Raw genomic sequence first — 16,064 nt, 5'->3', positions numbered from 1 at the left:
ATCAGGCGCTTCGCTTAGGCGCTTTTGAACTTGTTGACGAACTCGGTCCGCACGTCCGCATACCACGGCGCCTCGGCCGGCCATGGGTTCAGATTGGCCAGCGAGTTGCCCGGATAGGCTTCGGCAAAGTTCTTCTTGTAGACATCGCCCGAGTGGCTGTCGGCGCCCAGAACCGGCGAGTTGTAGCCATGGCTGTCGATTGCCTTGCCTGCCGGCTCTTGCTCGTAAGCGTAAGAGACAAAGGCATAAACCTGCTCTTCGTTCTTGGCGCCAACCGGCATAGAGATGCCGTCGACCCAAGCCATCGAGCCTTCGACCGGTGCCTGATAGTGCACAGGTTCGCCAGCGGACTTAAGCGCCAGCGGCGGGCCGTCCCAAGTCTGACCGACCACAACACCCTCGTTCAACAGGCCGTTTTTCTGGGTGTCCGCATCGTTCCAGATCAGCTTGATCCGGTTCTTGCGCGCCACACACCAGTCGGTGACCTGGCCCCAGACCTTGCGCATGGTTTCCTCGTCGTCGTAAGCCGCCCAGATCGAGCCAGGCTCCATCTCGCCCGAGGCTTCCATGTAAAGACCCGCGCCCAGCATCATCGAATGCGCCCGGCCCATGGTCTTGCCGGCATTTTCTTCCGACCAGACGTCGCCATAAGACGGCGCGTCGCCCGCCGGCAGCCATTTGTCAGTGCGGTATGCAATGCCCTCGGTGCCCCAGATATGCGGCAGCCAATGCACGCCCGAACCGCCAAAGTTCCAGGCGTCGGTGCCGATCTTGGCCATCGCCGGGTTCACCGCGTCAACGTTGACTTTGTTCATGTCGAACGGCTTCAGCAGTTCCAGCGGCCCCCACTGCAGCGAGCGGTTGTTGGTCGGTGAAACGATGTCAAAGCCTTGGCCTTTGGTGGCCTTCATCTTGTTGATGATTTCTTCGTTGGAACCGATACCGGTGTAATTCACCTTGATGCCGGTCTTGGCCTCGAAACCCGAAATGAACTCCGGCGGCAGATAGTCCGACCACATCAGAATGTTCACTTCGCCGGAAGACGCCAGCGCGCTTTTTGAGTAAAGCGGCGCTGCCAGTGCCGCAGCACCTGCGCTTTTGAGCACCGTGCGGCGGCTGATTGAAGTCTTTGCTGTCATATCCAGTTATCTCCCTTTGGACTGTTGTTTGTTGTTCTTATTGTTTCAACCGTGAAACCTTGCGGAGTCATGCGCCCCGCCTACAGTGACAGTTTCCAAAACTGATAAGGCCAGAACTTTCGCAATCCGGCTTTGCATAACGCCAGTTTCGGTGCAGTTAAATATCCTCCACGACAATGCATCGGCTGAAAAACCATCGCTGTGGCTGCAGTGTGCGCTCGTCGGCGCGAGGCGTCAATGTTCATAAACCCTTTACAAGGCAGCGGCATTTCCCGCGCGGGCGCACGAAGCAGCTGCGCAAGGAGCGGTTTGCCCGCGTAACGGCCCAACCGCATCCGGCCCGGCTATAGTGTCCAGGTTATTGGCAAGAATTGGCGGAAATCTGAAAAACCCCTCATGACGCAGCCGCGGAATTGTGGGAGACATATTCGATGCCCAGCCACTCCACCCGCAAAGATCTGAGCCTGAAAGGGCTGGAACTGTTCCAGATCACCGCCCGCAAAGGGTCTTTGCAGGAAGTCTCCGAGGAGACCGGCCTGTCGGTCAGCACCATCTCGCACCATCTGCGCAATCTTGAGGATCATCTGGGTGTGGAGCTGTTCAACCACAGCCGCCGCCCCATGGTTCTGACACCCAAAGGCCAGGTTTTCCTGCGCAGCATCGGCGATGCGCTGCACACGATCCGCAAGGCCAAGGCCGAGGCTTCTGCCGGAAACATTTCCGAGGCCAGCTACCTTCGGCTTGGCACGATCGAGGATTTTGACAGCGACATCATCCCTGAGCTGGCCGTATACCTGTCGACCAGCATGCCGCGCTGCGATTTCATGTATCAGACCGATTCCAGCCATGCGATCCTGGCCATGCTGCGCGACCGGCAGCTGGATCTGGGTATCACCACCACCCCGTCTGAGCGATTGCGCGATCTGCAGGACAGGCCGCTGCTGCGCGATCCCTTTGTTGCGGTGCTGTCCAAATCAGACGAACCCATGCTGCAGGAGGTTATCGAAGGCCGCAGCACGCTGCCCTTCCTGCGCTTTGCCAGCAACCAGATCATTTCCCGCCAGATCGAAACCCAGTTGCGGCGGATGGGCCTGTCGCTGCCGCACCGGTTCGAATGCGCCAGCAATCAGACACTGATGGCCATGGTGGCAGCGGGTGCCGGCTGGACGATCACCACGCCGTTGCTGTTTTCCCGCGCCAAGCTGTTCCAGCCCAAGCTGAGCATGGTCGCTTTTCCGGGCAAAAGCTTCTCGCGCACTTTGGCCATCGTTTCGACGCCGGATTGCTCGCGCTCGATCCTTGATCTGGTCGACAGCCGGATGCGCACACTGATTGCTGACCACGCAATCAAACCGTTCCAGCAAAGCGCGCCCTGGCTTGCGGACAGTTTCACCCTGATCTCTTGACCGCCCGGCCTCTTAATAGATCTTGAACCGCGCCCGGATCTCCCGGTCCTGCTCTGCAGTCAGATACGCGGGCTGATGGGTCCGCAGAATTTCCTGCGCCCGCAACCGTGCCTGTGCCCAGGCATCCAACCCGCCCTTTTCCGCCCAGGTGCGTGGCTCATCCCGGTCCGCTATCGCCGGGTAGAAATAATCCCGCTCCATCGCCGCCAAAGTATGCTGACCGCCCAGGAAATGCCCCTCGCCCAGCACCACCGCGCAGATCGCCTCGAACCCGAGGTTTTCCTCGCTCACCTCAATCCCGCGCAGGGCGCGGTAGGTGTGGGAATGCATCTCGTCATCCAGCACGAAACCTTCAAAACTTACCCCCAGAAGCGACGCCGTCATGCCCGAGCTTTCATAAATCAGATTGCCCCCGGCCAGCGCCGCTGCGAGCGAGGTCAGCCCCTTTTCAGCCCCGTATTGCGCGTCAATCGCTTTGGCGTCGGTCATTGAGCATGCCACGCCCGAGGGCAGACCCAGCCAGTTCGACAGTTGCGCCGACGCCGCATTCAGCACCGCCGTCTCGCCGCTGCCGCCAGAGAACGCCCCGGTGCGCAGGTCAATCACCAAAGGCCAGTTGGAGAACACCATCGGGAAACCCGGCTGGATCGCGTGGACCATCACCAGGCTGGCCAGGGTCTCGGCCAGCGATTGCGCGAGAAATCCCGCCAATGTAGCAGGCGCCGTTGCCCCCGCCTGGGCCGCAGTTATGCAGGACATTGGAATGTTGTGCCTGATGCATTCATAGACAACGTCCACCGCATCCTCGCCATACCGCATAGGAGAGATGACCGGGCTGATATGCGCCTTGACGAAAGGGCGTTTGGAGAACTCCCCCGGACCGCCTGCAGCGATATCCAGCATCTCCACAATCGGCGCCACATGCTCAGCCAGCGTGAACGACGTCGCCACCGGTTTGGTGGTGTTCTTCAGCAGCGCATAGACCGTGTTCACGTCCAGATCGTAATTATCCGGCACATCTGTCGCCACGCAGCAGCGGGTGAACCAGCTGACATTGGCCAGCGTGTCCTGCAGCCGGGTAAAGTCATGCAGGTCAGCCAGGGTCGAAGGCCGGTACACCCCGCTTTCCATATCCAGCGTCTGCACCGCCGCGCCGCCGGTGCCGAAATGCACCGCATTGCCGCCCACCGTGATTGAGCGGCTGTCATCGCGCCCGTGCAGAACAAAGGTTTTGGCAGCCTGGTCAATCGCCTGTTCCACCAGTTGCGGCGGGAACAATACCCGCCCGGCACCGTTGTCCTGCGCCCCTGCCGCCAGCAGATCGGCGTGCAGCCGGGGCGGAACTTCCCCCATGCCAAGCTTGGCCAGCAATTCCAGTGCTGTGGAGTAAACCCGTTCCAGTTCCTCAGGCGTCAGCGGCTTATAGGCTCCGCCGATCTGGCCCGGCGGACAGGGATCCACGGCAGGCTTTGCCGCCCTCAGCGCCAAACGCTCCCGGCGCCCGCCCCGTTTGGCTCGCTGCTCTGCCATTAGTGTGACCTCCTGAGGTAAACCTTGCCCCAATGATCCCGCCACAGCCGCAGGCTGGCAATCAGCGGATCAATACTCCCAATTTATTCAACAAAGTTTTCTAATTTTTGAGAATGACAGGCCCCTGCATTGCAGCCTGCGCTGACTGGGCGCTTAGTCATGCAAAATCCATCGGGAGGTCCCTTTCATGAAATCGCGCACCAAGGTTGTGGTGATCGGCGGCGGCATCGCAGGCTGCTCCACCCTCTACCACCTCACTCAGGAAGGCTGGAGCGACGTCGTTCTTGTCGAACGCAACGAACTGACCAGCGGCACCACTTGGCATTCAGCGGCCCAGGTCACGAATTTCGGCATGAACCAGACCATGGTCGGCCTCAAGACCCACTCGATCAACCTGTACAAGGAACTGGCTGAAGACCCGGATTACCCGATCAACTACCACCACGGCGACGGCGGTATCCGTCTGGCTAATACCGAAGCACAGATGCAGGGCTACCGCCACTTTACCTCCATGGCGCGCGGTATGGATGTGGCGTTCGAGGTGATCGACGCCGAGGAATGCGCCCGCCGCCATCCGCTGATCTCCACCGGCAATCTGATCGGCGGCTTGTGGGACCCGCTGGATGGCGACATTGACCCGGCCCAGCTGTGCCAGGCGCTGGCGCGGCGCGCCCGCAAGGCCGGTGCCGAGGTCTACCGCAACACGCCGGTGACCGCCCTCACCCAGCACCAGGACGACACCTGGACGGTGCATACAGAACACGGCGATATCGATTGCGACATCGTGGTGAACGCCTGCGGCTACCGGGTGAACGAGGTCGGCGCCATGATGGGCGTGCACCACCCCGTTGCCTCGATGGAGCACCAGTATTTCCTGACCGAGGAGATCCCCGCGATCAAGGACGCAGGACACCGGATGCCGCTGTTGCGCTGCCCGATCAGCGATTACTATTGCCGCCAGGAAAAGAACGGCCTGCTGGTAGGTTTCTACGAACAGGACTGCAAAACCTGGGGTTTGGACGGGATTGATCCGAACTTTGTGAACGCGCTCTGCCCCGATGATCTGGACCGGGTCACGGATGTGCTGGAGGGCGCATTTGCCCGGATGCCTGCGCTGATGGACACCGGCATCCATACCGTGGTCAACGGCCCGATCACCTATACCATCGACGGGGCACCCTTGGTCGGACAGATTCCAGGCAAGCGCAACGCGTTCTGCATAATCGGGTTGCGGGCGGGCCTGGGCGAAGGTGGCGGCCACGGCTGGCTTTTGGCACAGCAGATCGTGCATGGCGAGGCGCAGTACGACACCTGGTGCATTGATCCCCGCCGCTTCACGGGCCACACCAATGTCGAGCTGACCGCGCTGAAGGCGATCGAAGACTACCAGAACGAATTCCGCTTCCACTTCCCGCATGAGCACCGCCCGGCGGGCCGCCCGGCCAAGACCACACCGCTGACCCCGGTGATGGCGGCCGAAGGCGCCGAGTTCACCGTGGTGAACGGCTGGGAGCGTGTCGACTACATCAAGCCAGCACCAGACTTCCATCCTTCACTGTCCTTCAACTTTGACGAAGCCTTCGAGGTGATCGCGGCGGAAGTAAGGAACGTTCAGGACAACGCCGGCCTTGCCGAGGTCAACGGCTTCAACCGGTTCGAGATCACCGGCGCTGACCGCCACAGCTACCTTGACCGGATGTTCTGCGGCACCGTCACCAAACGCGCGGGTCGGGTCGGGCTTGGATACCTGCTGAACCACCACGGCATGATCAAGGGCGAAGCCACAGTGGCCAACCTCCCTGCCTCGGACCGCGGGCCGGAGCGGGTCTGGTACGGCTCGGCGGCGGCCAGCGAATACCATGACATGGACTGGCTGCAGGCGCACATCCGCAGCGATGAAGACGTGCAGATCCGTTCTCTCACCAACGACCAGACCATCCTGGTCCTGGCCGGCCCCCGGGCGCGGGACGTGCTCTCAGCCTGCGCCCGGGGCGACTGGTCGCGTGACGCCTTCCCTTGGCTGTCGGTGCGCGAATGCTTCATCGGCTTTGCGCCTGCCGCGGTGATGGGCGTCAGCTTCTCCGGCGAGCTGGCCTATGAAATCCACGTCCCCAACGCCTCGCTCTATGCGGCCTACCTGGCGCTGCGGAAGGCGGGCGAGGCACACGGCCTGAAGCTGTTTGGCGCCCGCGCAGTCGAGTCGATGCGGATGGAAAAGGGATTTCTGCACTGGAAAGCCGACCTGATCACCGAGTTCGACCCGTTTGAAACCGGGTTGGACCGTTTCGTGAAGATGGAAAAAAGCGGTTTCATCGGCAAGGAGGCGTTGCTGAGGCGTCAAGCCGAAGGGCTGCGCAAGAAGCTGGTCACGCTGCAGATCGACGCCACCCACGCCCCGGCCCATGGCGGCGCCTCGCTGATGCAAGATGGCAAGGTCGTGGGCACCGTGACGTCCGGCGATTGGGGCCACCGGGTGGGCATGAACCTGGCCTATGCCTTTGTCGAGCCGGAACTGGCAGAGGAAGACAGCGCAATGCAGATCGACATGTACGGCGATCTGGTGGGGGCAAGGGTCATCGCCCCCTCCCCCTATGATCCGGACTTTGCCCGCATCCGCGGATAACGCATCGCCCGCCGCCACACCCAAACAAAAAGAGACGCCCGGGGGAAATCCCCGGGCGTCTCTTTTTGCGCGGCACGGCACAGGTTCAGCTGCGGCCCTTCCACGGAACCAGCCAGTTCTCGGCCATACGCATCAGAATGTCGATGCCATAGCCGATGATGCCAATCAGCACGATCCCCATGATTACGATATCCGTCAGCTGGAACTTTGAGGCGGCAATGATCATCATGCCTGCGCCCTTCTGCGCAGCAACCAGTTCGGCGGCCACAACGGTGCCCCAGCAAACGCCCATCGCCACCCGCGCGCCGGTAAAGATCTCCGGCAGCGAGTTCGGCACGATCACATGACGCATAATCTGCCACTTGGAGGCACCCAGCGAATAGGCAGCGTGGATTTTCGAGATGTTCACCCCGGAAACCCCCGCCCGCGCCGCAATCGTCATGATCCAGAGTGCAGCCAGGAACAGCAGCACGATCTTGCCGGTTTCCCAGATGCCGAACCAGATGATCACCAGCGGGATCAGCGCCAAGGGCGGCACCGGACGCATGAACTCGACAATCGGGTCGAACCAGCCGCGGAACCAGCCGGACAGGCCCATGGCATAGCCCAGCGGAATGCCGACAATCGCCCCGGTCACAAAACCCACGATCACCCGTGTCAGCGACCAGCCCAAATGCTGCCACAACGAAAAGTTCTGATAGCCTTCCGAGGCAATCTCAAAGAACCGCGCCACCACCGTTTCCGGTGCTGGCAGCCAGATCGGGTTCATCTGCAGCCCGCTATGCGGGGCAAAACTGATCGCCCCTTTGCCGGTCAGCGTCACCGTCCCGTCGCCTGCGTCCACTTGTGTTCCGGGGCCGATGGGTTTGCCATTGATTGCGACGATCCTTGCGCCTTCCTTGCGCTTGACCTCGTCATTACGGTCAAAAATCAGAGTGGTGGAGCGCCCGGCCTGTGCCGCCAGGGCATCGTTTTTGGCAAAACCGTCGCCCGGCTCCACCTCAAACTTGGGGCTTTCCTCGCCAAACCCGGCCACCCTGACTGTGATGTCTGCGTCATCAGTTGCCCCGTCGGCATTCTCCAAAGTGTAGGTGAATGCGGTTTCGCCGGTGAAGGGCCCCGGCACATGAATGGGAAGCAGCTTGGAGCCGGTAAAGGCCGCCCAGATCACAAAGATCACAAGGACCGAGATGATCGAGGCCGCCCGGTCCGGCGTCACGGCACTTTCATCACCAAACGTTACCGTTTTCAAACTGGTGAAATCCTGCTGCGACTGCATCCCCTTGCGGATCAGCTGAACCAGAAAGAAAGCACCGGCAAACAGCGCGATATAGAACAGAAGTACCGTCATGCCACTTGCTCCGTCCGGCCCATGATCTCCTCTTCCATCTCCCAGATCATCGAGAGGATCTCATCTCGGGTCTCGGCAAAGCCTTCGGATTTCTTGACATCGCGCAGATCGGCATTCACGCCGCGTTCCGCAAAAGGCAGCTGGTATTCGCGGTGAATGCGGCCGGGGCGCGGCGCCATCACGATCAAACGCTCGCCCAGCAGCAGTGCCTCCTCCACCGAGTGGGTGATCAGAATGATGGTTTTGCCGGTCTCTTTCCACAGCTTCAGCACCAGGCCTTGCATCTTCTCCCGCGTCAGCGCGTCCAGCGCGCCAAGCGGCTCGTCCATCAGGATCACGTCCGGCTCATTTGCCAGGCAGCGGGCCAAGGCGACACGCTGCTGCATCCCGCCCGACAACTCATACACCGCCTTTTCCTTGAAATCCTGCAGGCCGACGATATCCAGCAGCCGGTCAGATATCTTTTCCCGTTCCGCCCGCGCCATGCCTTTCATGCGCGGCCCGAATTCCACGTTGTCGCGCACGTTCATCCATTCAAACAGCGCGCCTTTCTGGAACACCATGCCGCGTTCGGCATCCGGCCCGGTGACACCATGGCCGTTCAGTTCAATCGCCCCTTCCGTCGGGGCCAAAAACCCGGCCAGAATATTCAAGAGAGTGGTCTTGCCGCAGCCCGAAGGCCCCAGCACCGACATCAGCTCACCCGCCTTCAAATTCAATGAAACGTCTTTCAGCGCCTGTACCGAACTGCCATTGGGCAGATCAAAACGCATAGAGACACCCTTGATGTCCAATCCTGACATCTCTCCCCCTTCCTGCTTCAGCCGCGGATGCAAACGGCCCGGTAACCGGGCCGCTCATCTCAGTTATTCAGTTGCGGCTCAGTTAAGAGCGGCGTCCAGCGGTGCGCTGTCCACGGCGCCGTCATAGGACTCCAGCGCCGCTTCGATGCTGCCCGCATTCACAAACACATCCGCCACGCCCTTCATGAAGTTCTGAGCGCCGCCGCCCAGCCATTTTTCGGACAGCTGATCCTCGGCCGAGGGGAAGTTGAAGGTGGCTATTGTGGCCTCGGCATCGCCCAAGTCCATACCGGCATCCTTGGCAATCACCGGCAGCATCTCGTCCTTGTGATCACCCGAGTTCCACATGGCGTTGGCATCTGCCGTCACTTTCAGGAATTTGCTCAGCAGTTCGCTGTCCTCAGCGATGAACCCCGCCGGTGCGCTGGTTACATCAAACACCAGAATACCCAGTTCTTCTTTCTCGGCGCCGGTCAGCAGCACATTGCCATGCTCCACCATCCGCCGCAACGCGCCGCCCCAGCCGCAGACCATGTCCAGGTTGCCCTGGGCAAAAGCTGCGGCACCGTCCGCGGGCGCCATGTCGACGACTTCCATCGAGCCGATATCAACACCGAAATGCGACATCTGCGACAGGAAGTTGTAATGCGCAGCGGTGCCGATCGGCACGCCCACTTTCTTGCCGGCCAGCTCACCAGCGCTGGTCTTGTCGATCTCCAGCGCCTCAGCCACCACGCAATTGTCGTTGTCGGAATAGCTGACGGCCACATCCACAATCTGAATGTCCTGCCCGGCGGACGTTGCCACAACAAATGGCGGCACGCCCTGGCTCACGGCAATCTGCACATCGCCGGATGCCATCGCCGCCGACATTGCGGTGCCGGTGTCGAACGACACCCAGTTGATCTTGACGCCCAGTTCCTCCTCATAGGTGCCATTGGCCTTGGCAAACTGGAAAGGCATTGGCCATTCCAGGAAATAGGCCACGGTGATCTCATCCAAATGAGAGGCATTCACAGCAGAGATGGAGGCGGCGGCGGCGCAGATTGTTGAAAGCAGATACTTTTTGATCATATTGATAAGGTCTCCCAGTTAATTCGCCGGGCCCGTTCGTTGCGGGCCTCATGGCTTTGATTTTTACACGGCAAACCATATCCGGGAAGCCGCTTCGCTATAGCAGAAAATTACTCTTGCGACCAAAGTAAAACTTAGATTTGATTTTTACGGATATATTGGCGCAAACCTGTGGATAGCATATGCAAAGCGCAAGGGAGGACGGCATATGCAAAAGACGCTGAGTCTACGCTGGCTGGAAGTGTTCCAGCTGATCTCCAAATCGGGATCAATACAGAAGGCCGCCGCGGAAACCGGCCTGTCGATCAGCACCGTGTCCAATCACCTGCGCAGCCTGGAAAGCGCGCTTGGTGTTGATCTGGTGGACCACACCCGCCGTCCAATGGGGTTGACGCCTGCAGGCGTTGTCTATGCCCGCTACGTATTTGACGGGCTGATGACTCTCAAACGCGGCGAGGCGGAAATCCGCTCCGGCAGCTGGCAGCATGCCACCGACCTGCGGATGGCTTTGCTTGATGATTTCGACAACGAGGTCGGCCCGGAACTGTTTCAGTTCCTGTCTACCGCGCTGCCGCGCTGCAGCTTCCGCCACTACACCCGGCCCAGCCACGAGATCATTGAAAAGCTGCAGGAGCAGAAACTGGACGCTGGCGTCGCCACCCGCCCGGCCGGGCTGCTGCCGGATCTGATCGAATACCCGCTGATGCGCGATCCCTTCATTCTGGTGGTCCCCACCGGGTATTCCGGCAGCGTCGAAGAACTGACCAAAGCCGATGCGTCTCTGCCCTTCCTGCGTTATTCCCGCGATCACACCATCGGCAAACAGATTGAAACCCAGCTGACCCGGCTCAAGATCTCTCTTCCCAACCGGTTTGAGCTGGAGTGCAACCAGTCGATTGTCGGTCTGGTCTCCGAGGGCAGCGGCTGGACCGTCACCACCGCTGCCAGTTACCACCGCGCCCAGCGCTTTCACGGCAAGGTCAAGGTTGTGCGCTTCCCCGGTAAGAGCTTTGCCCGCACGGTGTCGCTGTTCACTACCAGCGTCTATCCTGCGGCCACTTCGCAACTGATCCACCAGGCCTTGCAGAAATCCCTGCGCCACCATTTTACAGATCCTATCAGCGCACGCTTCCCCTGGCTGGCCGAGGAATTCCGCACCCTCCCTGCAAAAGGGAATTAGGCTGTCCGGCAATTAGAAACAAACATTCGTGTTTTTCGAAACCTGCAAGCCGCAGCTTGACCGAGCGGCCGGCACGGCGCTGTTTTAGGCGCAACCCGCACCGTGCTGCCCCGGCATATCCGGCGGCCCTCCAATGGAAATGAGCTGACCCCAATGGCAATCACCTACCTCAAGCAGGCCCAGCCCCGCCCCGCTGCCGAAAACAGCGGTATCCGCGATACAGTCGCCGGGATGCTGGCCAATATCGAACGTGAAGGCGAAGACGCGGTGCGCCGCTACGCGGAAAAGCTGGACGGCTGGACCGGCCCCATTGTGGTAACCGGCGCCCAGCGCCGCGCGGCCTGCAATCGGGTTTCACAGCAGATGAAAGAGGACATCCAGTTCGCCCATGCCAACGTCCGCCGCTTTGCCGAAGCGCAGAAGGCCACCATGGGCGAATGCGAGGTAGAGATTATTCCAGGTCTGATCGCGGGCCAGAAGCAGATCCCGGTTTCCAGTGCCGGCTGCTATGTTCCGGGCGGCCGCTACAGCCATATCGCCAGCGCCCTGATGACCATCACCACCGCCAAGGTGGCCGGCGTTCCCCACATCACGGCGGTTTCGCCAACCCGCCCCGGCACCGGCATTCCCGATGCGATCCTTTATGCAATGGACCTTAGTGGCGCTGATCTGATCCTGAACCTGGGCGGCGTGCAGGGTATCGCAGCAATGGCCCAGGGTCTGTTCGGCGCCCAGCCCGCCGACATTCTGGTCGGCCCCGGCAATTCTTATGTGGCCGAGGCCAAGCGGATGCTGTTCGGCGAGGTCGGCATCGACATGTTTGCAGGCCCTACCGATTCATTGGTGATTGCGGACCACACCGCCGATCTGGAAACCGTCGCCTGGGATCTGGTCAGCCAGGCCGAACATGGCGCAGACAGCCCGGTCTGGCTGGTCAGCACCGATGAGGCCCTGGCCAAGGGTGTCATAGCCCGGGTGCAAGCGCTGATCGACAAACTGCCTGAACCCAATCTCTCTGCCGCCCACCGCGCCTGGCACGAACGCGCCGAGGTGGTCCTCTGCGATAGCCGCGAAGAGGCCGCGCAGGTGGCCGACCGCTACGCCCCCGAGCATCTGCAAGTGCAGGCGGAAGATCTTGGCTGGTGGCTGGACCGCCTGTCGGCCTATGGCTCATTGTTCCTGGGCAAGGAGACCACAGTGTCCTTTGGCGACAAGACCTCAGGCCCCAACCATGTGCTGCCGACCAGCGGTGCCGCGCGTTATACTGGCGGGCTGTCGGTGCACAAGTTCACCAAGACGGTGACCTGGCAGCGCTGCAACGCCGCCGCCTCGCATGAGCTGGCCCAGCGCACCGCCCGCATCAGCCGGATGGAAGGCATGGAGGGCCATGCCATCGCCGCCGAACTGCGGCTGCTGCCGGAAACGGTCTGAAGTTATCCAGCATAGGGGCACATTGCGTTCAGGAAGGTGTCTCCAGTTGCCGGTCCAGATCGACCGGCCCCATCACCGCGTCGTCGGGAATGGCCTCAAACCCGGCGACAGTACCGCCATAACGCTCGGTAAACCGGGCGGCGTCCTCAGGCGCGGCAAAAGGCACCACCTCCGGTGCCCCCATGCCGCCAGCCACATTCGACCCTACGACGAAATGCGCGCCCTTGGCATCTATCCAGTTCATGGTGCCGGGGTGCGCCCAGCTGGGCGCAGCACCCATGTCGCTGACATAGATGGCGGTGATTTCTGCATCCCGTTCCGGGCTTTTGACATAGGCCGCCAGATCGCGCACCTGGGCAAAAAACAGCGGAGCCGGAAAGCCGTCCAAGTGGATCTGCCCTTTGGGTCCGCCATGTTCGGACACATTCATCTGGCAGAAATAGCTCAGCGCCACCTCCGTCAGCTCCACCGGCGCGGGCGGCGCCTTGGCCTCCTCTTCCTGGCAGGCGGACAGGGCCAGCGCGGCAGCCAGGATCAGGTGTCTCATGGCTCCACCCTTCGGAACGCGGCGCAGGCCAGACCGAAGCCCAGCGCCGGCCACAGCAGCAATGACAGCGGTGCCGCCCAACCGGGCAAGGCACTGGCAGCGCCTGCCATGCCGCTGGACAGCGCGACGCTTTCCGAGGCTGCGACATTCCACAGCCGGAACGCATCCGCCGGGTTGGCGACCATCACCCAAGGAAAGATTTTCTGGGTGAACACTCCGCCGCTGTCCATTACCACGGCACCCAGAAGCCCGAGGTCATAAAGCACCACAAACACCAGCCACACGCCCGCCGACAGGCCAGCCGCGGCAGTGGCGCCGCTGGAAAGCGCCGACAGCGCATAGCCCAGCACCAGGAACACGGCTCCCAGCAGGATCGAGGTCAGCACCAGCCGCCCCAGCGCCAGCAGGCTTTCAGGCCCCGCGCCGCCGAACCAGGCGGCAACAGCCCCCGCCGCGCCAAAACCGATGATCATCGCAATCGCCAGCGCAGCCAGATGCGCCATCAGCTTTCCCAACAGGATCTCTGCCCGCCCCGCGGGATAGGCCAGGAGCAGCCCAAGGCTGCCCCTGTCCCGGTCTCCGGCCACCGCATCAAACCCCATCATCAGCGCCAGCAGCGGTGCCAGATAGACCGACAGCGTGGTCATTGAGGCGACGGACACTGTCAGCATATCCACTCCCAGCGTCCCCGTCGGCGCCGAGCCGGCAAAGGACAGCGCCAGCGCGAAGGCCAGCATGATCAGCGTGGCCATGAACAGCCAGCGGTTGCGGCGCAGGATCAGCATCTCGGCGCGGGCAATGGCAAAGGCGCGTCTCATTTGCGGTCCTCCCCTGAGTAATGGCGATAAAGGTCTTCCAGCCGCGGCGGCACCATGTCGATATCCGCCACTGCATCGCCCATGGCCGCAATCTTGCGCAGCTCGGCCATCTTGTCCTGCGGGTTGCACAGGATCTCGACCGAGGCGCCATTGATACGGCGCCCGCCGGTTTCAATTGCGATCCGGTCCGCTTGCGACGCGCTCGCCTGCACCCGCAGCTTGACCGGCAGCCCGGCCTGCGCCGACAGGCCTGCCAGCGTGTCATCCGCCACTTTCACCCCTTTGCGCAGAATGGCGATACGGTCGGTGCGCGCCTCCACCTCGGTCAGCGCGTGGCTGGCGATCAGCACTGCGGCGCCCTGTTCTGCCAGCTGATTGATGATGGCATAGAGGTCCTGGCGCGAGATCGGATCCAGACCGCTGGTCGGTTCATCCAGCAACGCCAGCTTCGGGCGGCCCAGCAGCACCTGTGCCAAACCCAGCCGCTGCCGCATCCCCTTGGAATAGGCACCGATGCGGCGGTGCATGGCCTCACCCAATCCAACGCGCTCCAGTAACCCGTCAATATCCGCACGCTCCCCGGTCAGGCGGGCAAACAGCGACAGCTGCTCATGCCCGGTCAGTGCCGGGTGAAAGCTGACCGCCTCGGGCAGAAAGGCGGTGGCGGAACGCGCTGCCGCACTGCCGGGTGCTGCGCCGCAGATGCGGATGCTGCCGCCCTCATGCCGGATCAGGCCCAGCACCGCTTTGATCAGCGTCGACTTACCGGCGCCGTTGTGGCCCAGCAAAGCCAGCCGCTCGCCCGGTGCGATATCCAGGTCGATGCCATTCAGCACCTGAGTTTTGCCGCGGAACTTGTCCAGCGCGCGAATCTGCAGCGGGCTGTTTGCGTCATCCATCCTGTTCAACCTTTCTGGCGGCCTCTGGCCGTTCCGGCCGCATCAGCGGGTGGCTGTCGATCACCCCGCCCGGCAACAGCGCCGGGAAGGCCGATTGCGACCACCGCACCAGCTGCACCGCAGGTGATCCCATCAGCAGCTTCGCCGCCGGCTGGGTCCACAGCACATGATCCATACTGTCATTCGGGCGGTACGGCGCGTCAGCGATGCCGTCCCCGTCCACATCAAAACCTGCGAAATCGGACCAGTAATTTCCTTGCCCGTCTTCGCTCCATTCCACCCATTTGCTGGAGACGAATTTCACCTGATGCCGGTTGCCGGCAAAGGCGTTGCCGACCATCCGGTTGCCGGCACTGCCCGCGGTGAAATGAATGCCGATCCCGCAGCCCTCAAACCAATTGCCGGAGAAATCATTCTTGTGCGCATTGTAAAGGAAAGTGCATTTCCCCTTGGCGCCCTTTACATAATTGCCGCGGAACTCGCCCTGATTGGCGTAGTTCAGCATCATCCCGTGATCACGGTCGTTGAGCGAGACGTTTCCCGTCACCTTGACCCGGGTGGAAAACATCACCGCATAGCCAAGGTGGTTGCCGACCGAGACATTGCCCGAAACCTCGGAATTGTCGGCATACATGTAATGCACCGCAAAACGCAGATCGCGGAACAGGTTATCGCGAAAGGTGTTTTTCTTGGAGTTGTTCACAAAAATGCCGTCGCGCCCGTATTGGATGTCATTGCCATCCACCACCGCGCCCGGCGCATTCCAGACATAGACGCCATTGCCGCGGGAATTCATGTGATGGTCCAAGCGGCCTTCGATCCGGTTGCCCTGCACCAGGCTGTCTTTGGCGCCGTGAATATCCACGCCATACAGGTTTCCCAGCAGCACGTTGTTCAGGATCTGCGGCGCCTTCGCCGTCTTGGTGAGCTTGATGCCGCTGTCAATCTCCTGATGCGAGGAGCCGGAGCCAATGACAGTCAGGTTTTGCACAGTAACGCCAGGGCCGGTCACCGTGATGACCGACCCCAGCCCCCGGCCGTCCAGTGTGGCATGGCCCTGCCCGTCAAGGATGACGGGACGGCCCAGAACCAGCGTTTCGGCATATTCGCCGGGGGCGAGGCGGAGGGTGTCGCCATCCGCCGCCTGCGCCAGGGTTTCAGCGATGGCCCCTGCCCGGTTGGGCACCTCCCAATCCGCCGCCCACGCGGGCGCCAGGCCGGTCAGGGCCGCAACCAGAGTTATAGGCAGGAGCCGTTTCATCG

The 16,064-nt window shown here is 61.5% G+C and carries 13 protein-coding genes; 4 read left to right on the top strand and 9 right to left on the bottom strand.

The annotated features are described in order from the left end of the window. Window positions 1-14 precede the first annotated feature (14 nt). Window positions 15-1,139, bottom strand: a complete 1,125-nt coding sequence (locus K3557_RS02365; RefSeq protein WP_259997417.1) for an extracellular solute-binding protein — start codon at window positions 1,137-1,139, stop codon at window positions 15-17. Window positions 1,140-1,570: 431 nt separating this feature from the next. Here K3557_RS02365 and K3557_RS02360 point away from each other — a divergent pair, with 431 nt between their 5' ends. Further along, window positions 1,571-2,545 carry a LysR family transcriptional regulator gene (locus tag K3557_RS02360; RefSeq protein ID WP_259997416.1) on the top strand — a complete coding sequence of 325 codons (975 nt, stop codon included), beginning with the start codon at window positions 1,571-1,573 and terminating at the stop codon, window positions 2,543-2,545. A 12-nt stretch (window positions 2,546-2,557) separates the two neighbouring features. On the opposite strand, the gene K3557_RS02355 is transcribed toward K3557_RS02360, so the two are convergent. After that, window positions 2,558-4,075: a trimethylamine methyltransferase family protein gene (locus K3557_RS02355; protein WP_259997415.1), complete on the bottom strand. Its 1,518-nt coding sequence runs from the start codon at window positions 4,073-4,075 to the stop codon at window positions 2,558-2,560. Window positions 4,076-4,262: 187 nt separating this feature from the next. On the opposite strand from K3557_RS02355, the gene K3557_RS02350 reads away from it, so the two are divergent. Next, entirely contained in the window at window positions 4,263-6,698 is a 2,436-nt protein-coding gene (locus K3557_RS02350; protein WP_259997414.1) for an FAD-dependent oxidoreductase, read from the top strand. 85 nt (window positions 6,699-6,783) lie between these two features. On the opposite strand, the gene K3557_RS02345 is transcribed toward K3557_RS02350, so the two are convergent. From K3557_RS02345 to K3557_RS02335, 3 genes are all read right to left on the bottom strand, one after another. Then, complete coding sequence (locus tag K3557_RS02345; RefSeq protein WP_259997413.1) at window positions 6,784-8,049, bottom strand: ABC transporter permease; 1,266 nt, start codon at window positions 8,047-8,049, stop codon at window positions 6,784-6,786. Beyond that, the gene (locus K3557_RS02340; RefSeq protein WP_134830455.1) at window positions 8,046-8,852 is read right to left on the bottom strand and encodes a taurine ABC transporter ATP-binding protein; all 807 of its coding nucleotides are present in this window, start codon (window positions 8,850-8,852) and stop codon (window positions 8,046-8,048) included. Before K3557_RS02340 ends, K3557_RS02345 begins: the two co-directional genes overlap by 4 nt. Before the next feature lie 78 nt (window positions 8,853-8,930). Beyond that, window positions 8,931-9,926, bottom strand: a complete 996-nt coding sequence (locus tag K3557_RS02335) for an ABC transporter substrate-binding protein (protein WP_259997412.1) — start codon at window positions 9,924-9,926, stop codon at window positions 8,931-8,933. A 208-nt stretch (window positions 9,927-10,134) separates the two neighbouring features. On the opposite strand from K3557_RS02335, the gene K3557_RS02330 reads away from it, so the two are divergent. Both K3557_RS02330 and hisD read left to right on the top strand, forming a co-directional pair. Continuing rightward, window positions 10,135-11,106: a LysR family transcriptional regulator gene (locus tag K3557_RS02330; protein ID WP_259997411.1), complete on the top strand. Its 972-nt coding sequence runs from the start codon at window positions 10,135-10,137 to the stop codon at window positions 11,104-11,106. Between the two features lie 153 nt (window positions 11,107-11,259). After that, window positions 11,260-12,537, top strand: coding sequence for a histidinol dehydrogenase (gene hisD / locus K3557_RS02325; RefSeq protein ID WP_259997410.1), 1,278 nt, complete (start codon window positions 11,260-11,262; stop codon window positions 12,535-12,537). Between the two features lie 28 nt (window positions 12,538-12,565). Here the strand turns inward: hisD and K3557_RS02320 are convergent, their stop codons facing one another. Genes K3557_RS02320 through K3557_RS02305 form a run of 4 tightly spaced genes read right to left on the bottom strand, consistent with a single transcriptional unit; the run spans window position 12,566 to window position 16,062 of the window. After that, entirely contained in the window at window positions 12,566-13,084 is a 519-nt protein-coding gene (locus K3557_RS02320) for a nitrous oxide reductase accessory protein NosL (RefSeq protein WP_259997409.1), read from the bottom strand. Further along, the gene (locus tag K3557_RS02315; RefSeq protein ID WP_259997408.1) at window positions 13,081-13,902 is read right to left on the bottom strand and encodes an ABC transporter permease; all 822 of its coding nucleotides are present in this window, start codon (window positions 13,900-13,902) and stop codon (window positions 13,081-13,083) included. Before K3557_RS02315 ends, K3557_RS02320 begins: the two co-directional genes overlap by 4 nt. Beyond that, a complete protein-coding gene (locus tag K3557_RS02310) occupies window positions 13,899-14,801 on the bottom strand; it encodes an ABC transporter ATP-binding protein (RefSeq protein WP_259997407.1) in 903 nt (300 codons plus the stop codon). Before K3557_RS02310 ends, K3557_RS02315 begins: the two co-directional genes overlap by 4 nt. Further along, window positions 14,794-16,062, bottom strand: coding sequence for a nitrous oxide reductase family maturation protein NosD (locus tag K3557_RS02305; protein ID WP_259997406.1), 1,269 nt, complete (start codon window positions 16,060-16,062; stop codon window positions 14,794-14,796). Before K3557_RS02305 ends, K3557_RS02310 begins: the two co-directional genes overlap by 8 nt. Window positions 16,063-16,064 lie beyond the last annotated feature (2 nt).

Origin of the sequence: Leisingera sp. M523 (genome assembly GCF_025141335.1) — a bacterium.
Taxonomy (GTDB): domain Bacteria; phylum Pseudomonadota; class Alphaproteobacteria; order Rhodobacterales; family Rhodobacteraceae; genus Leisingera.
The sequence above is the reverse complement of the archived record's forward strand: the minus strand, read 5'-3'. Positions and strand labels throughout refer to the sequence as shown.